Annotated in this window: 20 protein-coding genes and 1 riboswitch; of the genes, 11 read left to right on the top strand and 9 right to left on the bottom strand. The window is 36.5% G+C overall.

The genetic code is table 11. The features are described from left to right. Positions 1–84 precede the first annotated feature (84 nt). The 9 genes from ACQWU4_RS16105 (at position 85) to ACQWU4_RS16145 (ending at position 6791) form a co-directional block, all read left to right on the top strand. Entirely contained in the window at positions 85–654 is a 570-nt protein-coding gene (locus ACQWU4_RS16105) for a hypothetical protein (RefSeq protein ID WP_429936777.1), read from the top strand. 3 nt (positions 655–657) lie between these two features. Next, positions 658–1389 carry a bifunctional demethylmenaquinone methyltransferase/2-methoxy-6-polyprenyl-1,4-benzoquinol methylase UbiE gene (gene ubiE, locus ACQWU4_RS16110; protein WP_429936778.1) on the top strand — a complete coding sequence of 244 codons (732 nt, stop codon included), beginning with the start codon at positions 658–660 and terminating at the stop codon, positions 1387–1389. Positions 1390–1392: 3 nt separating this feature from the next. After that, positions 1393–2175 (top strand): porin family protein, encoded by a 783-nt coding sequence (locus tag ACQWU4_RS16115; protein ID WP_429936779.1) that lies wholly within the window; start codon positions 1393–1395, stop codon positions 2173–2175. 141 nt (positions 2176–2316) lie between these two features. Then, on the top strand, positions 2317–2619 hold the full coding sequence (locus tag ACQWU4_RS16120) for a hypothetical protein (RefSeq protein WP_429936780.1): 303 nt from the start codon (positions 2317–2319) through the stop codon (positions 2617–2619). Beyond that, positions 2619–2906 (top strand): cell division protein ZapA, encoded by a 288-nt coding sequence (locus ACQWU4_RS16125; RefSeq protein WP_429936781.1) that lies wholly within the window; start codon positions 2619–2621, stop codon positions 2904–2906. Before ACQWU4_RS16120 ends, ACQWU4_RS16125 begins: the two co-directional genes overlap by 1 nt. Positions 2907–3134: 228 nt before the next feature. Continuing rightward, positions 3135–4703: a ribonuclease Y gene (gene rny, locus ACQWU4_RS16130; RefSeq protein ID WP_429936782.1), complete on the top strand. Its 1569-nt coding sequence runs from the start codon at positions 3135–3137 to the stop codon at positions 4701–4703. Between the two features lie 72 nt (positions 4704–4775). Further along, positions 4776–6017: an MFS transporter gene (locus tag ACQWU4_RS16135; RefSeq protein ID WP_429936783.1), complete on the top strand. Its 1242-nt coding sequence runs from the start codon at positions 4776–4778 to the stop codon at positions 6015–6017. 129 nt (positions 6018–6146) lie between these two features. Next, on the top strand, positions 6147–6332 hold the full coding sequence (locus ACQWU4_RS16140) for a hypothetical protein (protein ID WP_429936784.1): 186 nt from the start codon (positions 6147–6149) through the stop codon (positions 6330–6332). A gap of 291 nt (positions 6333–6623) precedes the next feature. After that, a complete protein-coding gene (locus ACQWU4_RS16145) occupies positions 6624–6791 on the top strand; it encodes a hypothetical protein (RefSeq protein WP_429936785.1) in 168 nt (55 codons plus the stop codon). A 117-nt stretch (positions 6792–6908) separates the two neighbouring features. Here ACQWU4_RS16145 and ACQWU4_RS16150 read toward each other — a convergent pair whose 3' ends face one another. The 6 genes from ACQWU4_RS16150 to ACQWU4_RS16175 form a co-directional block, all read right to left on the bottom strand. Next, positions 6909–7850 (bottom strand): YeiH family protein, encoded by a 942-nt coding sequence (locus ACQWU4_RS16150; RefSeq protein WP_429936786.1) that lies wholly within the window; start codon positions 7848–7850, stop codon positions 6909–6911. Between the two features lie 362 nt (positions 7851–8212). Then, positions 8213–9091, bottom strand: coding sequence for a LysR substrate-binding domain-containing protein (locus tag ACQWU4_RS16155; protein WP_429936787.1), 879 nt, complete (start codon positions 9089–9091; stop codon positions 8213–8215). A 315-nt stretch (positions 9092–9406) separates the two neighbouring features. Continuing rightward, complete coding sequence (locus ACQWU4_RS16160; RefSeq protein WP_429936788.1) at positions 9407–10711, bottom strand: voltage-gated chloride channel family protein; 1305 nt, start codon at positions 10709–10711, stop codon at positions 9407–9409. A gap of 31 nt (positions 10712–10742) precedes the next feature. Next, a riboswitch (Fluoride riboswitch) is annotated at positions 10743–10810 on the bottom strand. Between the two features lie 25 nt (positions 10811–10835). Further along, positions 10836–11678 (bottom strand): GLPGLI family protein, encoded by an 843-nt coding sequence (locus ACQWU4_RS16165; protein ID WP_429936789.1) that lies wholly within the window; start codon positions 11676–11678, stop codon positions 10836–10838. A gap of 24 nt (positions 11679–11702) precedes the next feature. Continuing rightward, positions 11703–12569, bottom strand: a complete 867-nt coding sequence (locus ACQWU4_RS16170; protein ID WP_429936790.1) for a sugar phosphate isomerase/epimerase family protein — start codon at positions 12567–12569, stop codon at positions 11703–11705. A 3-nt stretch (positions 12570–12572) separates the two neighbouring features. Continuing rightward, positions 12573–13040, bottom strand: coding sequence for an acyl-CoA thioesterase (locus tag ACQWU4_RS16175; protein ID WP_429936791.1), 468 nt, complete (start codon positions 13038–13040; stop codon positions 12573–12575). 121 nt (positions 13041–13161) lie between these two features. On the opposite strand from ACQWU4_RS16175, the gene ACQWU4_RS16180 reads away from it, so the two are divergent. Continuing rightward, a complete protein-coding gene (locus ACQWU4_RS16180; RefSeq protein WP_429936792.1) occupies positions 13162–13518 on the top strand; it encodes an arsenate reductase family protein in 357 nt (118 codons plus the stop codon). Next, entirely contained in the window at positions 13515–13862 is a 348-nt protein-coding gene (locus ACQWU4_RS16185; RefSeq protein ID WP_429936793.1) for a hypothetical protein, read from the top strand. The genes ACQWU4_RS16180 and ACQWU4_RS16185 overlap by 4 nt, the downstream gene beginning before the upstream one ends. Before the next feature lie 80 nt (positions 13863–13942). Here ACQWU4_RS16185 and gcvT read toward each other — a convergent pair whose 3' ends face one another. The 3 genes from gcvT to idi are packed head-to-tail and all read right to left on the bottom strand — an operon-like array spanning position 13943 to position 16012. Further along, entirely contained in the window at positions 13943–15019 is a 1077-nt protein-coding gene (gene gcvT, locus ACQWU4_RS16190) for a glycine cleavage system aminomethyltransferase GcvT (protein WP_429936794.1), read from the bottom strand. A gap of 9 nt (positions 15020–15028) precedes the next feature. Then, positions 15029–15499 carry a hypothetical protein gene (locus ACQWU4_RS16195; protein WP_429936795.1) on the bottom strand — a complete coding sequence of 157 codons (471 nt, stop codon included), beginning with the start codon at positions 15497–15499 and terminating at the stop codon, positions 15029–15031. Positions 15500–15502: 3 nt separating this feature from the next. Next, positions 15503–16012 carry an isopentenyl-diphosphate Delta-isomerase gene (gene idi / locus ACQWU4_RS16200; protein ID WP_429936796.1) on the bottom strand — a complete coding sequence of 170 codons (510 nt, stop codon included), beginning with the start codon at positions 16010–16012 and terminating at the stop codon, positions 15503–15505. Between the last annotated feature and the right edge of the window lie 319 nt (positions 16013–16331).

The raw sequence follows: 16331 nt of genomic DNA on the forward strand, positions 1-16331 counted from the left end.
TAAAGATGCAAAGTTAATAATTAATATTAATAACGGAGAATTAAAAATATTATTAAATTTGCAAAAATTGTACTTTACAATCGTATGAAAAATAACTCATCCTTAAAAGGCTTACTTATTGCAGCTGTGGTGTTTATCGTTGCCTTTGGGATCTACTTCTTTTTTTTAGCCAAGAAAAATTATTTTGTAGTAGACAACCCTACTTCTAATACATATTATTTTAAGATCAATAACGGTTCCGAGGGGATTATCTCCGCGGGGCAGTACGTTCATGTAGATATTAAAAAGGGAAAAAATTCAATCCAGGTTTTTGATCAGAATAAAAAAATGCTGTATGATTCTGCATTTGAAGTAAATAAAATCCGCGGACTGATTAATATAGCACATCAGGATTATTATATTAATGATCAATATTATGGGTACAATCTTAAAAAAGATTCATTACTTTTGGCCCTGGACAAAATCAAGATAGACGGAAAAGATTATTTCGGAGGAGCGAGACATTTCAACAGGCTTTATACCGAAGATTTTTATTATAATGTAGATGAAGATTACGATAAAGTGATCAAAAACATTCAGAAAGTGGAATCCAGATCAAAGATCTTCAGAAAGCAGGATTTCCTAAATTATTACAAAGAATATTACAAGTTTTAAGTTTTGACAAAAGATATTACCAAAGTTACTCCCTACAATTCCGAGGCTACCAAAAAAAGCCAGGTAGAGGATATGTTCGACAATATTGCACCGAAATATGACCTTCTGAATCATGTTTTATCTATGAAAATTGATGTTTTATGGAGAAATACACTGGTGAAAATGATGAAACAAGACAATCCGCAGGAAGTGCTGGATGTGGCTACAGGAACGGGAGATTTAGCAATTACCATTGAAAAAGGAACCGATGCAAAAGTAATTGGTTTAGATTTATCACAACAAATGCTGAATGTTGGCGTTATTAAAATAAAAAAACTTAAATTAGACGGCAAAATTTCCATGCAAAAAGGAGATGCAGAAAATTTACCCTTCGAGGACAATAGATTTGATGCTGTTTCCGTTGCATTTGGAGTAAGGAATTTTGAAAACCTTACCAAAGGTTTGGCAGAATTAAGAAGAGTAGTTAAAGATAACAAGAGTGTTTATATACTGGAGTTTTCAAAGGTTGAGGGGTTCTTAGGACCATTTTATATGTTTTATTTCAAAAATATATTACCTGCCATCGGCAGACTGGTTTCCAAAGATAATAGGGCATACACATACCTTCCGGATTCTGTAAATGCTTTTCCTTTCGGGGAAAAGATGAAGCAAATTCTTTTAGATACGGGATTTAAGAAAGTAGAATATAAAAAGCTAAGTTTAGGTATAGCCACAATTTATAAAGCAACAAAGTAACCTATGAATAAATTTCTATTAAGAGCACTGGTTTTAGCCTCAGTCAATATTGCAGTTTTTGCAGATGCACAATTCAGAACCCGAAACAGAATGGATAAGTTGGAAGACTTTGACGAGCAGAAATTCAGTTGGGGGTTTTACCTAAACGGCAACAGGCTGGACTACCGTATCGTCCTTCATCCGAGATATGGTTCGGAGGGTAATCAGAATCTTGTTAAATCCAAAGAAAGTTACAGTTTTGGTGCTGGTTTGATCGCCAAATGGAGACTGAACGACTATCTGGATTTAAGATTGGAACCAGGCTTGCAATTTGCTCAGAGGCAGTTGATTTTCAATACCCAGTCTAATGACCAGTACGCTGCCGGAACATTGACGAACCCACCTTTTACTCCAATTCCGCTAACGGATAAAGATAAAACAAGAGATATCAAATCTACATTGGTAGACGTTCCTGTACTATTAGAACTTCATGGTCAGAGATGGTACAATTCCAGACCTTACATTGCGGCAGGGGTGAACTATGTAGTAAACCTTCAGTCCAATTCAGATTCTGAGGATGATAACTTACAACAGGTTTTCAGATCCACTACGCATAACTTTGCATGGTCTGCTGAAATGGGGATCCAGTTTTATTTCAACAAATTTAAACTTACTCCGGCGATCAGGGGAACATTCTTCATGAACAACGAGAAAGTAGCTGATAATGTGAACACACCTCCATATTGGGCAACGGCAATGTCTACACTTCAGACAAGAGCTGTAATGTTCGTTCTGAAATTCGAATAAGAAATATTACAATAAAAATACAAAAGGAGGTGCTTATGCATCTCCTTTTTTTCATACTTAATCAAAATATAGGGACTTTTATTTTTGTTACTGTTATTATTTTTTTACTTTTGCTATTAGTTAGAATATAGAAAACCTGAAATGCTTCAAGATTTAGAAAATAATTTTTCAGAATTAGAGAAAAAGATTTTGCTTTTACAAAAGAACTATAAAAATCTTACTGAAAGTTTATCTGAATTAACGATTGAGCATGAAGATCTGAAGAAGAAATATGATGAGGAAAGAAGAAGAAATCAGGTATTAGCAGAAGAACAAAAAAATATAAAACTTTATTCAGCAATATCAGGGAATCCTGAACACAACAGATTAATGAAAAACCATATCAACAGATTGGTAAAAGAAATTGATTTCTGTATTGCACAGCTTCAAAACAGTGGATTATAATGGATGTAAGAAGAATAACCATCAACATTGCAGGAAGGGTTTATCCGCTGAACGTGCCGGCCGCAGAGGAAGAAACTCTGCGTAAAGTTGGAAAGCAGATTGAAAGTATGATTAAAGATTTTGAACAGAACTTCGATGTAAGAGACAAACAGGATGCTTTGGCAATGTGTGCCCTGAAACTGGGAACCAATGCTGAAGTAGTTTCTCTGAACTACGAAAAAAATATAAATTCTACCAACGAAAGATTAGTGAAGATTAATCAGTTGTTGAATGAAACTGGGAAATAGATTTTTTTCCCACCAAGACTGCCTACAATAATTCTAACACATTTAAGGTAAACTCAACGCTAAACAATTACCGAGCAAATGTCCGCTGAATGGCGTGCCGGATTTCCGGATTACAGACAGGGGAAATCAGTTCAAATCGTGTTGATTAGGAGTTTACTCTCAATCCCTGAATTGTTGTAGGTTTTTTTTATTTAGATAAGTGTAAGACAATTAAACTCAATATATATTATGACAACAGCCATTATAGTCGGCGTTATTTGCTTAGTGGTAGGTGCAGTGATAGGAGCTCTTTTCTCCAAAAGCTCGCTTAATACTAAGGCAAAATTTATTGTAGACGATGCAAAGAAAAATGCCGAAAACCTTATAGAAAAAGCAAATGTTCAAGCTGAATCCATAAAGAAAGAAAAGAATCTGCAGGCCAAAGAGAAGTTTTTGGAACTGAAATCCCAGCACGATGCGGATATCCAATCCCGTGAGAAAAAAATGCAGGAGGTTGAGAAAAGAATCAAAGACAAGGAACACAAGCTTAATGATGAGCTTAGCAAGACCGGAAAACTAGAAAAGGACCTTGACAAGCAGATTGCAGATTACGCTAAGAAAAATGAAATCTTAGAAAGAAAACAGCAGGAACTGGATGTGGCTACTACCAAAAAAGTGGAAATCCTTGAAAAAATTGCCAACTATACAGCAGAAGAAGCTAAAGCAGAATTGGTGGAGACTATGAAGGCTGAAGCTAAAACAAGAGCTCAGGCACACGTTCAGGGAATCATGGAAGAAGCACAGCTGAATGCTAAGAACGAAGCAAGAAAAATTGTTATCCAGACGATCCAGAGAATCGGAACAGAACAGGCAATCGAAAATTCAGTATCGGTTTTCAATATTGAATCTGATGAGGTAAAAGGAAGAATCATCGGTAGAGAAGGTAGAAACATCAGAGCTTTAGAAGCTGTGACAGGAGTTGAGATCATCGTTGATGATACCCCGGAAGCGATCCTTCTTTCATGCTTTGACCCGGTGAGAAGAGAAATCGCAAGACTATCCCTTCACAGGTTGGTAACTGACGGAAGAATCCACCCGGCGAGAATCGAAGAAGTAGTAGAAAAAACAAGAAAGCAGATTGAAGAAGAAATCATTGAAGTAGGAAAAAGAACAATTATTGATCTTGGAATTCACGGATTGCACCCGGAACTGATCAAGATCGTAGGTAGAATGAAATACCGTTCTTCTTACGGACAGAACCTATTACAGCACTCAAGAGAAGTAGCAAACATTGCTGCAACGATGGCTGCAGAATTAGGGTTAAACGTAAAATTAGCCAAAAGAGCAGGTCTTTTACACGATATCGGTAAAGTACCTGAGCAGGAATCTGAGCTTCCTCACGCTCTGTTAGGAATGCAGTGGGCTGAAAAATATGGTGAAAATGCAGAAGTTGTTAACGCAATCGGAGCTCACCATGACGAAATTGAAATGAAGTCATTATTATCACCGATCATTCAGGTTGCCGATGCCATCTCAGGAGCAAGACCGGGAGCAAGAAGACAGGTGCTTGAATCTTATATCCAGAGACTGAAAGATCTTGAATCTGCAGCACTAAGCTTTGATGGAGTATCAAGCGCTTATGCAATCCAGGCAGGTAGAGAGCTTAGAGTAATGGTAGAAAGTGGAAAAGTAAACGATGAAGTAGCCAACCAGCTGTCTTATGACATCTCTGAAAAGATCCAGAATGAACTGACGTATCCGGGACAGGTAAAAGTAACGGTAATCAGAGAAACAAGAGCTGTGAATATTGCAAGATAATAACAGATAAAGATATTTGATAAAAACCTTTCAGGAAACTGGAAGGTTTTTTATTTTTATCAAAACTTAAAAATGCAAGAACTGCCTTTGTCTTCAAAACTGAAGTACATTTTTTCAATCCCTGTTATCATTTCCGCCCTTGGTTATTTCGTAGATATCTATGACCTTCTTTTATTCGGTATTGTAAGAATCCCTAGTTTAAAAGCTTTAGGCCTCAATCCGGATGCTGACGGAACCTTTATCCTTAACTGCCAGATGGTAGGACTTCTTATCGGCGGAGTATTCTGGGGGATTTTTGGAGACAAAAAAGGAAGACTTTCCGTTCTTTTTGGTTCTATTCTGGTGTATTCCTTAGCGAATATTGCCTGCGGATTTTTACCTTATTTTCCCAAAGAGCATCTTGTGTACCAATATGCGGGTTTAAGATTTATTGCAGGAATAGGACTGGCCGGAGAGCTTGGAGCAGGAATTACCCTCGTTTCTGAAAGCCTGCCGAAGAATCTCAGAGCAATCGGAACTTCTGTGGTTGCCGGTTTCGGATTAATGGGAGCGGTGGTGGCCCAGCTTACCGTAGAACTGGCCGGAGGATGGAATATTTCATATATCATCGGCGGAATTATGGGAATCATGCTGCTGATTCTGAGAGTGAGTGTTTCAGAGTCAGGTATTTATAAGAATTTAGAACATAAAAGCGTCTCTAAAGGAAATTTTCTTTCCTTTTTTACGAATAAGGAACGTTTAATCCGATATCTCAAATGCATAGCTGTAGGATTGCCTACATGGTATTGTATAGGTATTCTGGCGGTTTTAGCCAATCAATTTGCCCCTGAATTGGGTATAAAGGACCTGAATCCCGGAAAAGCCATTATGTGGGCTTATGTAGGCATCTCTGTTGGTGACCTTATGAGTGGTTTTATCTCCCACGCATTGAAATCCCGTAAAATGGCTATCTTTTATATGCTTTTATTTACAATAATTGGTGTGGCTATCATGTTGTTCGGGAATACCGATACAGAAACAAAATATTACATCTTCTGTATCTGGCTGGGCTTGGGTACAGGGTATTGGGCAATGTTCGTGACCCTTGCAGCAGAACAGTTCGGAACCAATATCAGAAATACGGCAACCACTACTGTTCCCAATATGGTAAGAGGGTTGGTACCTGTAATGATCCTGGCATTTGATCTGCTGAAAAATAATTTCACTGTAATTATAAGTGCGGCAATCGTAGGAATTGTTGTATTCGGGCTGGCTTTTTATTCTTCGCTGACTATCTCGGAAACTCATGACAAAGACCTTGAATTCACCGAATAAACGAATCGATTTCTGGTATTAAATATAAGATTATGAGTTAATTAACATTTTTTTGTGCTTTAAGTAATTATTATTTATTTACTTTTGAAAGTAAGCTAAATTATATGTTTAATTAAAAATCAAAACATCATGTCACAGGAAATTTTTAAAAATGCGAAAAAATTAAGAAAAGATGATCTTAAAAACATTGTAGGAGGTATTAGCGGCGTAATAACCCCGGATCTTTCGCAATGTGGTTGCAGCTGTACAGGAGCAGTAACAGGTCCGTCTTATTGTGCAACATATAAGAAGTGTCTGCAGGTAATGACCTGCTAATAGAAAATATTTCATTTAATAAAAACCTTTCAAGAAATTGGAAGGTTTTATTTTTATTGGGAAGAAATAAGTAGGAGGTTTTTTATCCATTATAGTAAAGCAGAAATGATTGACTTATGAAATTGTTTAAAAATGTTTTAAGCTGAAATTTCTATTTTCACTCAATAATAACAATGAAATCAGGGTTTTATTGAAAATTTAATTAAATTATGTTGCGAATAATTAATATTTGTTTAACTTTGAGAAGTAACAAAACTATAGTATTAAATCTCAAACCAAATCACGTACATTATGAAAAATGCTAAAAAATTAAGAAAGACAGACCTGAAGAACATTACCGGAGGAATCGGAAAACCTGATCTTTCACAATGCGGATGCAGCTGCTCAGGAGCTGTAACAGGACCATTGTACTGCGTACAGTATATTGGATGCCCGCAGGTTTATAACTGTCTTGATTAAGGCGGTTGAAGACTTATTTCAGTAAGAAATAAACATTTCCACATTTAATACGCAAAAGCCTTTTGGACCTTCCAAAAGGTTTTTGTCATTTCATATAAATTATTAATTATAATTGTCTTATTGGCTAATAATATAAAGAAGGCTTCCCACACTTATCACAATCCATAAAATAACAGCTGCAGCCAATGGCTTGATACCTATTGTTTTTAAAGTCTGAGTCGAGAGGGTAGAACCAATGAAAAACAGGGTAAGATTCAGCCCGGATTTTGCCAATGAAGTTACTACAGAGCTGCTGAAACCGTCGAATAGCGGAAAATAAGTATTCAGCAGGATGGCAAGGATAAACCATCCGATAAACCACGGAATCTTTATTTTTGACTCCTTATTTTTAAAGATAAACATAGTTATTACAGAAACCGGAATAATCCATAAAGCGCGGGCCAATTTCACGGTGGTAGCAATCTTTAAAGCCTCATTTCCGTATTTACCGGCAGCACCTACTACAGAGCTTGTATCATGGATTCCTACAGCACACCAAAGCCCGAACTGTTCCTGGGAAAGCTGCAGAAGATGCCCAACAGCAGGGTAAATGAACAGGGCTATAGAATTTAACGTAAAAACAATGGCCAGTCCCAGAGAAATTTCTTTTGTACCGGGCTTGATGATAGGAGAAACAGCTGCAATAGCACTTCCTCCACAGATTGCCGTACCTGCGGAAATCAGATAGGAAAGCTTTTTTTCCAGTTTAAATACTTTTCCCAGAAAATATCCGAGAACCATTACAGTAAAAATACTCACGACTGTTAAAAAGAATCCTGTCTTTCCTGCCTGAAGCGCTTCATCCAGTTTAAGTCCGAAACCCAATCCTACAATAGAAACCTGAAGCAGCAGATGAATGTATCTGTGAAGATGCTGTTCAAACGGATTTCCAATAAATACAGCCAGACCAAAACCTAAAGCCAGTGCAATAGGAGAAGATACCAGAGGAGTAAGACATATCGCGGCAAGTATAATAAAGACAGTTTTTCGGATCGTTTCATTTTGGATGAGCTCTTTCATAAAATAAGTTTTGAAATCAGACTCCAAAATTCCGAAATATAGTATTACAAAGTAAATTGTATTTTATTATAATGGATAACTTTTTGTTATGATATTTGAGTTCTGTGCAGGAGGGTTTGAGTGTAGGAGAATTTGAGAGTAAATGAGTTTGGAGATAGTTGTCCGTTACTGGTTGCTAGCTGTTAGTGCATAGTTTTTTGAATTGCAGTTAAATTCTGAAATCAGATCCCAAAATTCACTATTCCCTTACGAAGTAAAATTCACCATTGAATAAATGGACTGTAATAAAAATCTAAAGAACAAGTTTTCAACTGTGACAGTAATCCTTGCAACCTGTCATCTGCAACCTGCTGCCTAAAAAACTAACTTCCCACAAACCTCAGAAAAAGCTTAATCATTTCAGACTGATCTCCTTTCGGAAGAATAAAGTGAAAATTCCTCTCAATGCTGAAATTTTTAATATCGACAATGGTTAGGGTATTGTTCTTTAGTTCATTCAAAATGGTGCTGATAGACAAAAATGCCATACAGTCTGAATGTAAAAGATAATTTTTGATGCTTTCACTGCTTCCCAGCTGCATTATCGTATTCAGGTCTTCTATATTGATGCCTTTTTCCTTTAAGCGATTCTGAATAAATTCCTGAGTGCCGGAACCCTGTTCACGGAAAATCAGGTTTAATTCATAAAGATCCTTTAAACCCAGGGCTTTATGAGCCAGTGGATGGTCTGCCTTTGCCGTAAGAACGATTTCATCAGCTTTAAAAATTTTATAATCAAAAAAAGAAGACTGTGATTCCCCTTCAATAATGCCCAGATCTATTTTTCCTTCCTTTAAAAGCTCGGAAATAATTTCCGTATTGTGGGTAATCAGCTCAATTTTAATGTCCTTATAATATGCATTGAATTTGGCCAGTATTTCAGGTAAAATATACTGTGCAACGCTTGTACTGGCTCCAATGATCAGTTTTCCTTTATGCTGTTCATTGATCTTGCTGATCTCGAATTCCAGATCGCGGTAAATATTCCGGATCTTTTCTGCATATTCGTATAAAATTTTCCCACTTTGGGTAAGCTGTACGGAAGTTCCTTTTCTGTCAAACAGTTTTGTACCCATCTGATTTTCAATTTCTTTAATATGTTTGGTGACTGCAGGCTGTGAAATATGCAGTTCCTCCGATGCTCTTGTAAAACTCAGTCTTGATGCAGCTGTGTGAAAAACTTTTAATCTGTAGTCAAACATTGATGGTGAACTTATAGTAACAAATTTAATGAAATTATGCGGAAAGCGAGAGGGGTTGAGTGTAATAGAGTTTGAGAATGGAGGGTAAACGAGATACAAATTGAGTGTTTTGGGACTGAGATTGCAGATTAGAAAAAAAACAGTACAATATATATCAAGTATTTTATTTCACATAAAACACTAAAACACTAAAACACTAAAACACTAAAACACTAAAACACTAAAACACTAAAACACTAAAACACTAAAACACTAAAACACTAAAACACTAAAACACTAAAACACTAAAACACTCCCCCCACTCTCAAACCCCTCTTACAAATCTGAAAAAACCTTGTCTCTGTCACTTTCATATCTTCTGTTCTTGGCTTCTCCGATCTTTTGTTTGGTATAAATGCTGTGATGTCCAGAGAAAAGATAAGAAACCACACATGCAATAGCTATATAAACACCGCATTCTGTTCCGAATAACTCAATTCCCATCAATATACAGGCCAGCGGAGTATTGGTAGCGCCTGCAAATACAGCCACAAAGCCCATTCCTGCAAGTAATCCATAGGGTAAGGGAATAAATAAGGATAATGCACTCCCAAGTGTTGCACCAATGAAAAACAAAGGAGTTACTTCACCGCCTTTGAATCCTGCCGAAAGGGTAACAATCGTGAAGATCATTTTTAACACAAAATCATATAATGGAAGCTGTTTTTCAAAGGATTCTAAGATCACCGGAATTCCCAGCCCGATGTATCTTGTTGTTCCCATCGCAAAAACGGCAAGAGCAATAATAATTCCGCCAATCACCGGACGGAAAGGAGGATATTTGATTTTAGATTTAAAAACGGAACTCATCCAATGAATGATTCTGCTGAAGCCTGCCGCACAGATCCCGAATGCAATTCCGGCGAGAATACTGTATAAAACAGGCAGAAATTCCAGTTTCGGAATAAGATCAATATGATAATGAGTATGTTTAACATTCCAAAGCTTTGTGATCCAGTCTGCCAGAATTGCTGATAAAAAAGCGGGGAAAATAGCATTATACCGTATTTTTCCGATCAGGAAAACCTCAAGCCCGAAAACTGCACCGGCCAAAGGTGTTCCGAAAACTGATCCGAAACCTGCAGCAATAGCAGCGATGAGAAGAATCCCTCTTTCACTTTTGTCAAGCTTAAAAGGCTTACTGAGCTGATCTGCAATTGCTCCCGCCATCTGAAGTGCTGTTCCTTCACGGCCTGCGGAACCACCAAATAAATGGGTAGCTATTGTTCCCAAATATACAAACGGAGCCATTTTAAACGGAATAATCTCTTTCGGATTGTGGATAGTATCAATCAGTAAGTTATTTCCGGCTTCTATATCCTTACCATAGTAAAAATATAAAAGTCCGATAAGAAGCCCGGTAACAGGAAGTAATGCAATAAGCCAGATGTAATTTTCCCTGAAGTCAGTTGCCCATTCCAGGGAAGTCAGGAATCCTGCTGATGCAGTTCCTGTCAGAGCACCAATAATGAGACTGATGCAGAACCATTTTAAAATATAAGGCAGGGCCGGATATTTTCTAAAGAAATACTGAGTATGAAAAATTGCTTTTCTGTGTAATTTTTGTTGTTTTTCTGACATAATAATCCTGATCAATTATTGGTTAATAATCTGTTAATCAGGCGTCATCAGCTTTTGTAAAGCGGTTGGGTAAGGAAGAGCACCATTTCCTTTATGCTGCAAATATAGCTATTATTTTGAAATATTAATTTTTATAATGAACAGCTTTATTAATTTCAACTGGATTATTGTATTTTTTTATAATCTCCTGCATGTTTTTTACCTGTGTATTCAGCTCATCAATAGAATGTATTTCTTTTCCTCCGATGTTTATATTTAAATTGCTATTTGCTGTTTTGTTGAAATTTGTTCTCTCAAATGAAAAAGGGTCATTGTAAAACTCCAATAAAAGCTTTTGTTTTTGCTTTTCGTTAATTGGAATGGCTTTGTTTCCGAAATTAGATTCAAGAAAATCATTGGTAGGATAGATGCCGGGAAGTTCCTGACTTTTTACAAGATTATAAATGAAATTCTTTTTAGAGTCGTATATTTCAAAAATTAAACCCGGAAGTCCGGAAAATTTAAATGGTCCTTCATTGAAAGGAATATCTTTATTAAACCATGCAATCCAGCTTCTACCTCCAAATCTTGCTGTTGCCTTCTGTAATGTATAATGCTGAACCTGTTTGGTTTCATTAGAAATATTCCACGTTATTTTATCATTGGTTTTAAAAGAATAATACCCAAATTTAACGTTGATAAAGTTCTCATTATCAAACGTATTGATCTTTCTCTTGACAATCTGCCCGGTCATGTCAACATGCCTGTTATCCATATTCCCGAATTTTTTGTTCAGAGAATCGGCGATCAGAAGATTACGTCCATAGAATTTTACATCTTTGGAATTGATATCCAGATTCATGTTAAATTTTTGATAATCAGATTCTGTGGAATCCATTTTTAACTGAAGCTCATAAACAAACCGATGAGTTTGGGAGCTCAGAGAAATAATCGTCAACAGACCAATGAGAGCTAAAATTTTTTTCATAACTGGCAAACGTTGATTGGTAATTTATTTAAAATAAGAATGATCGAGTATATATTTTTTACTGATGGCAATACTGTCAAAAATATCTTTATCGCTTGAATCCTGTTCTAAAAACCAATATTTGAGCCCGGCTTTTTCTTTTGCTTCAAAAATTCTTTTAAAATTTATGATTCCGTTTCCTATTTCTGTAAACTTATTTGTTCCGGCCTTCATATCTTTCACATGCCATAAAGGAAAACGACCGGGATATTTTTCAAAATAAGCCAGAGGATCAAGCCCTGCTTTTGAAATCCAGTATAAATCCAGTTCCATTTTAACCAGTTCCGGCGATGTATTTTCTAAAATAAAATCATAAACGCTTTTATGATCTTCCAGTTCTTCAAATTCAAAATCATGGTTATGATAAGCAAACTGAATTCCGGCTTTTTTAGTTGTTTCAGCCGCTTTTCCAAATAATTCAGGAAGTTTCTTATAGTTTTCAACAGTTCTTTCTTCCGGGAAAAGATAGGAACATACCATATATTTCGAGCCTATGAAATGTAAATCCTCTACAGATTTTTCCCATCCGTACAGTAAAGTTCCTTTGTCTTTATAGATCGTTCCTGTAGTATGATGTGAGCTGATGACCTTCAAACCGGTCTGTTTAAGAATAGCTTGAAATTCAGCTTTGTTTTTTCCAAAGAATGTACCGTTATACCCATAGATTTCCAGTTCTGTAAAACCTAAAGCGGCCAGTTTTTCCAGTGCTTTTTCAGGATTCTCAGAAACAGCATCCCGGATTGTGTAAAGCTGGACAGCTAAAGGCTTTTTACGGCTTACATTGGAAATTCCACAGGAATACAAACCCAGAAATCCCAATGATGAAAGCTTAATGAAATCTTTTCTCTGCATTGGTTATAAGAAGGGCTTCATTTCATCTTCAATCTGTGTTCTCAGGTCCATCAGGCGTTTTGCATATTGTTCCTTTTGTTTTTCCTCTTCGGTTTCAGGAACCCATGCGGGTACAGGAAGTTTTTTGCCGTTTTCATCTACTGCCACAAATACAATGATACAGTGGGTTTTTTTATCAAAAGTGGGCTGTTTTAGATTTCTTGAAAAAACATTAATCGAAATATGCATGCTCGATGATCCTGTATAAATAACCTGAGCATCTACTTTTACCACTTCGCCAATTTTAATAGGTTCATAGAAACGGATTCCGCCTACATAAACGGTTACGGAATAATTTCCGCTCCATGTCGTGGCACAGGCATAACCTGCCTGATCAATCCATTTCATAACGCTTCCTCCATGTACATTTCCTCCGTAATTTACATCTGAAGGCTCTGAAATAAACTGAAAAGTAATAGGCTTGTTCTGCATTTTTATAAAATTTGAATAAAGTTATTTAATAATTTCCAGAATTTTAGATTAAATCCTACTTTTGAAAGACAAAACTTCAATAAAGAAGGAAATTTAACCTATAACAGATTTAAAAGTAACAATGAAGAAAGTATTTTATCTCAATACGTGTGATACATGCAGAAAGATTTTAGCACAGTTTGACCTTACAGACTGGGAACTCCGTGAAATTAAAAAAGAACCGGTTACCAAGGAAGAACTGGCAGCTATGCATAAGAAAACAAAATCCTATGAAGCCTTATTCAGTAAAAAATCTACCCAGATCAAACTAAGAGGGCTGGATGTGAAATCTCTTGGAGAGAAAGACTTCAAAGATTTACTGCTGGATCATTATACATTTTTGAAACGTCCTGTTTTCCTGACAGACAATGAAATTTTTGTTGGAAACGACAAGAAAAATGTTGAAGCTTTAAAAGAATTCTTTGGAATCAATGAATGAAATATCTGATTTCCATATTGCTTTTTGCTTCCTTAGGTCTCTATGGACAGACTGTTTATAGAACACCTTCAGGGACGAAATATCACTTGTCATCATGCAGAATGGTGAAAAATGTCTCGTCCGGTCTTGAAGTGAATAAAGCTTTGGAAATTGGACTACAGCCCTGTAAAATATGTAATCCTCCCAAGACAACAGTGTACGGGCTTGTTTCCAAACCTGCTAAAAAAGTAAGCGGTACAGATAAAGGAAACCGATGTCTGGGAACGACGAAAGCCGGAACAAGATGCAAGCATTATACACGCATCGGAAATGATTATTGTTTTCAGCATGTGCCTGAGAAATAATTGGTTTATCAATATTTTAGTCAGAAAAAAAGAGGCTGTAATTATTCATTACAGCCTCTTTTTATATATTTTTTGAACAATTATACGAAAGGAGCTTTCACTACTTTTGCAGGAATGTTCTTGTTTCTTACCTGAATGAAGATTTCAGATCCCAGTTTGAAGTGAGGCTTGTCTACATAAGCCAGCCCTAAACCGATCTTTTTCATTGGCGACTGTGTCCCTGAAGTTACCTTTCCGATCACATTTCCTTCTGCATCCACTACAGGATAATCATGTCTTGGAACTCCTTTATCGGTAAGCTCGAACCCGACTAATTTTCTTGTAACGCCTTCTTCTTTCTGTTTTGCGAAAGTGTCTTTAGAAACAAAATCCTTATCGAATTTGGTGATCCATCCTAATCCTGCTTCAATAGGAGAAGTGGTATCGTCAATATCGTTTCCGTAAAGACAGAACCCTTTTTCCAGTCTTAAAGTATCTCTTGCAGCAAGTCCGGCAGGAATAATTCCTTCTGCTTCACCGGCATTGATGATGGCATCCCAAAGCTGTTCAGCATTTTCATTGTTGAAATAGATCTCAAAACCACCGCTTCCTGTATATCCTGTATTCGAAATGATTACATTATTTACCCCGGCAACGCTTCCTACTGAAAAATGATAGTAAGGAATCTCAGAAAGATTGGTCTCTGTAAGCTTCTGTAAAATCCCGGTAGCCTTAGGTCCCTGAACAGCCAATAATGACATATCATCAGAAGCATTCGTCATTTTAGCCCCAAAAGTATTATACTTTGATATATGATTCCAGTCCTTATCGATATTTGACGCATTTACCACCACAAAATATTTGTCATCTTCCATTTTGTAAACAATAAGATCGTCCACAATCCCTCCGTTTTCATTGGGAAGGCAAGAATACTGAGCTTTTCCGTTTTCCAGAGCATCCACATTGTTTGTTGTAACAAACTGTAAAAGGTCCTTGGATCCCGGTCCTTCAATAAAGAACTGTCCCATGTGCGAAACATCAAACAATCCTGCTTTTTCTCTTACTGCAAAATGTTCTTCCGTTACCCCGGAATATTGTACAGGCATTTCAAAACCTGCAAAAGGTACGATTTTAGCGCCCAAAGAAACGTGTTTATCGTATAAGGCTGTTTTCTTCATATTTAATCTTTATTTCTTTATTTTAAAACTGTTGAAAGTTTCGTTAAAAAGGTTCATGTAATTTCCGTTCCAGAACTTCTGGCCGCAGTTGATGGATACCAGATACAGGTCTTTATCCTTCTGAAAAGCTTTAGTGGTCCAGACGAGCTTCTCTTTCTCGTCAAAATACTCGTAAGAATATTCTGTATATCCTTTTCTGCCTTTGCTTTCCTTTATTTTGGTCTCCGGATCTTCAGACTTATAAAGAGCCAGAATAAATTTTTTCATTTCTGCTTTTGGAAGATTCAGGTCATGATATTCCGAAATGGTAATAGCTCCGATCTCATTGGTAGGGAAAATATTGACAATATCACTGTCATTGGTAGATTTCCAGCCTTCCGGGACATTAATGGAGTAGCCGGGGCTGTCATACACTTTTGCTTTCTGGGCAAAAAACAGACTTGCCGATAAAAAAGCAGATACAAGAAATATTTTTTTCATCAGTTAAAAATGGTGTTTATATTCTTCAAGGATAATTTTAAACCATTCGGTAAAATGTTCAGGAGCTTCAATCATTTCCTGATCAAGATTGTCCATGGAAATAAATCTTACTTCTTCCACTTCATCCTGGTTTAAGTTGAAATCAGCTTCATAGCTTCCTACAAAGACATGATCCAGTTCATGTTCCCAAAGACCACCTCCTACATCTGCTTTATAGATAAAATTGAATTTTTCTGAAAGCTCAGTTTCAATTCCCAGTTCTTCCTTTACTCTGCGTTGGGCAGCTTCAAGATAGGTTTCATTTGCTCTTGGATGAGAGCACACTGCATTAGTCCACTGGCTGGGAGAATGATATTTTCCCGGTGCTCTTTTTTGAAGAAGCATTTCACCCTTGCTGTTGAACAAAAACACAGAAAATGCGCGGTGCAGAAGACCGTTAATATGAGCCTGCTGCTTTTCCATAAGACCCAGAACTTTATCTTCGGGATTTACTAAAACTACAAATTCTTCCATTTCTACAAATGTAAGTGTAATAAATGTATTTTGAAAATTTTTGGAGAAACATCATATTTTGGAGGCCAAAGGTAAGTAGGCAGGCTTCAATAAGTGCAGGCACAACATTTCCATCCTGTGGAGGGGTGGATTTCAAAATTAAATTTTGAAAGATGGGGTGGTTTCAGAAATTACTTACAAAAAAACTAGAACAACTGTGAATTGAATACAAATAAGAAAATTTTTAACCATAAAGATTAAAATATAGAATAAATTATTTAAATTATTCATTGAATATGATTTTTTATAGTATTATTTTAACTTAAACTCAATTTAATAC

It is taken from the genome of Chryseobacterium sp. MIQD13, from assembly GCF_050496705.1.
Taxonomy (GTDB): Bacteria; Bacteroidota; Bacteroidia; order Flavobacteriales; family Weeksellaceae; genus Chryseobacterium.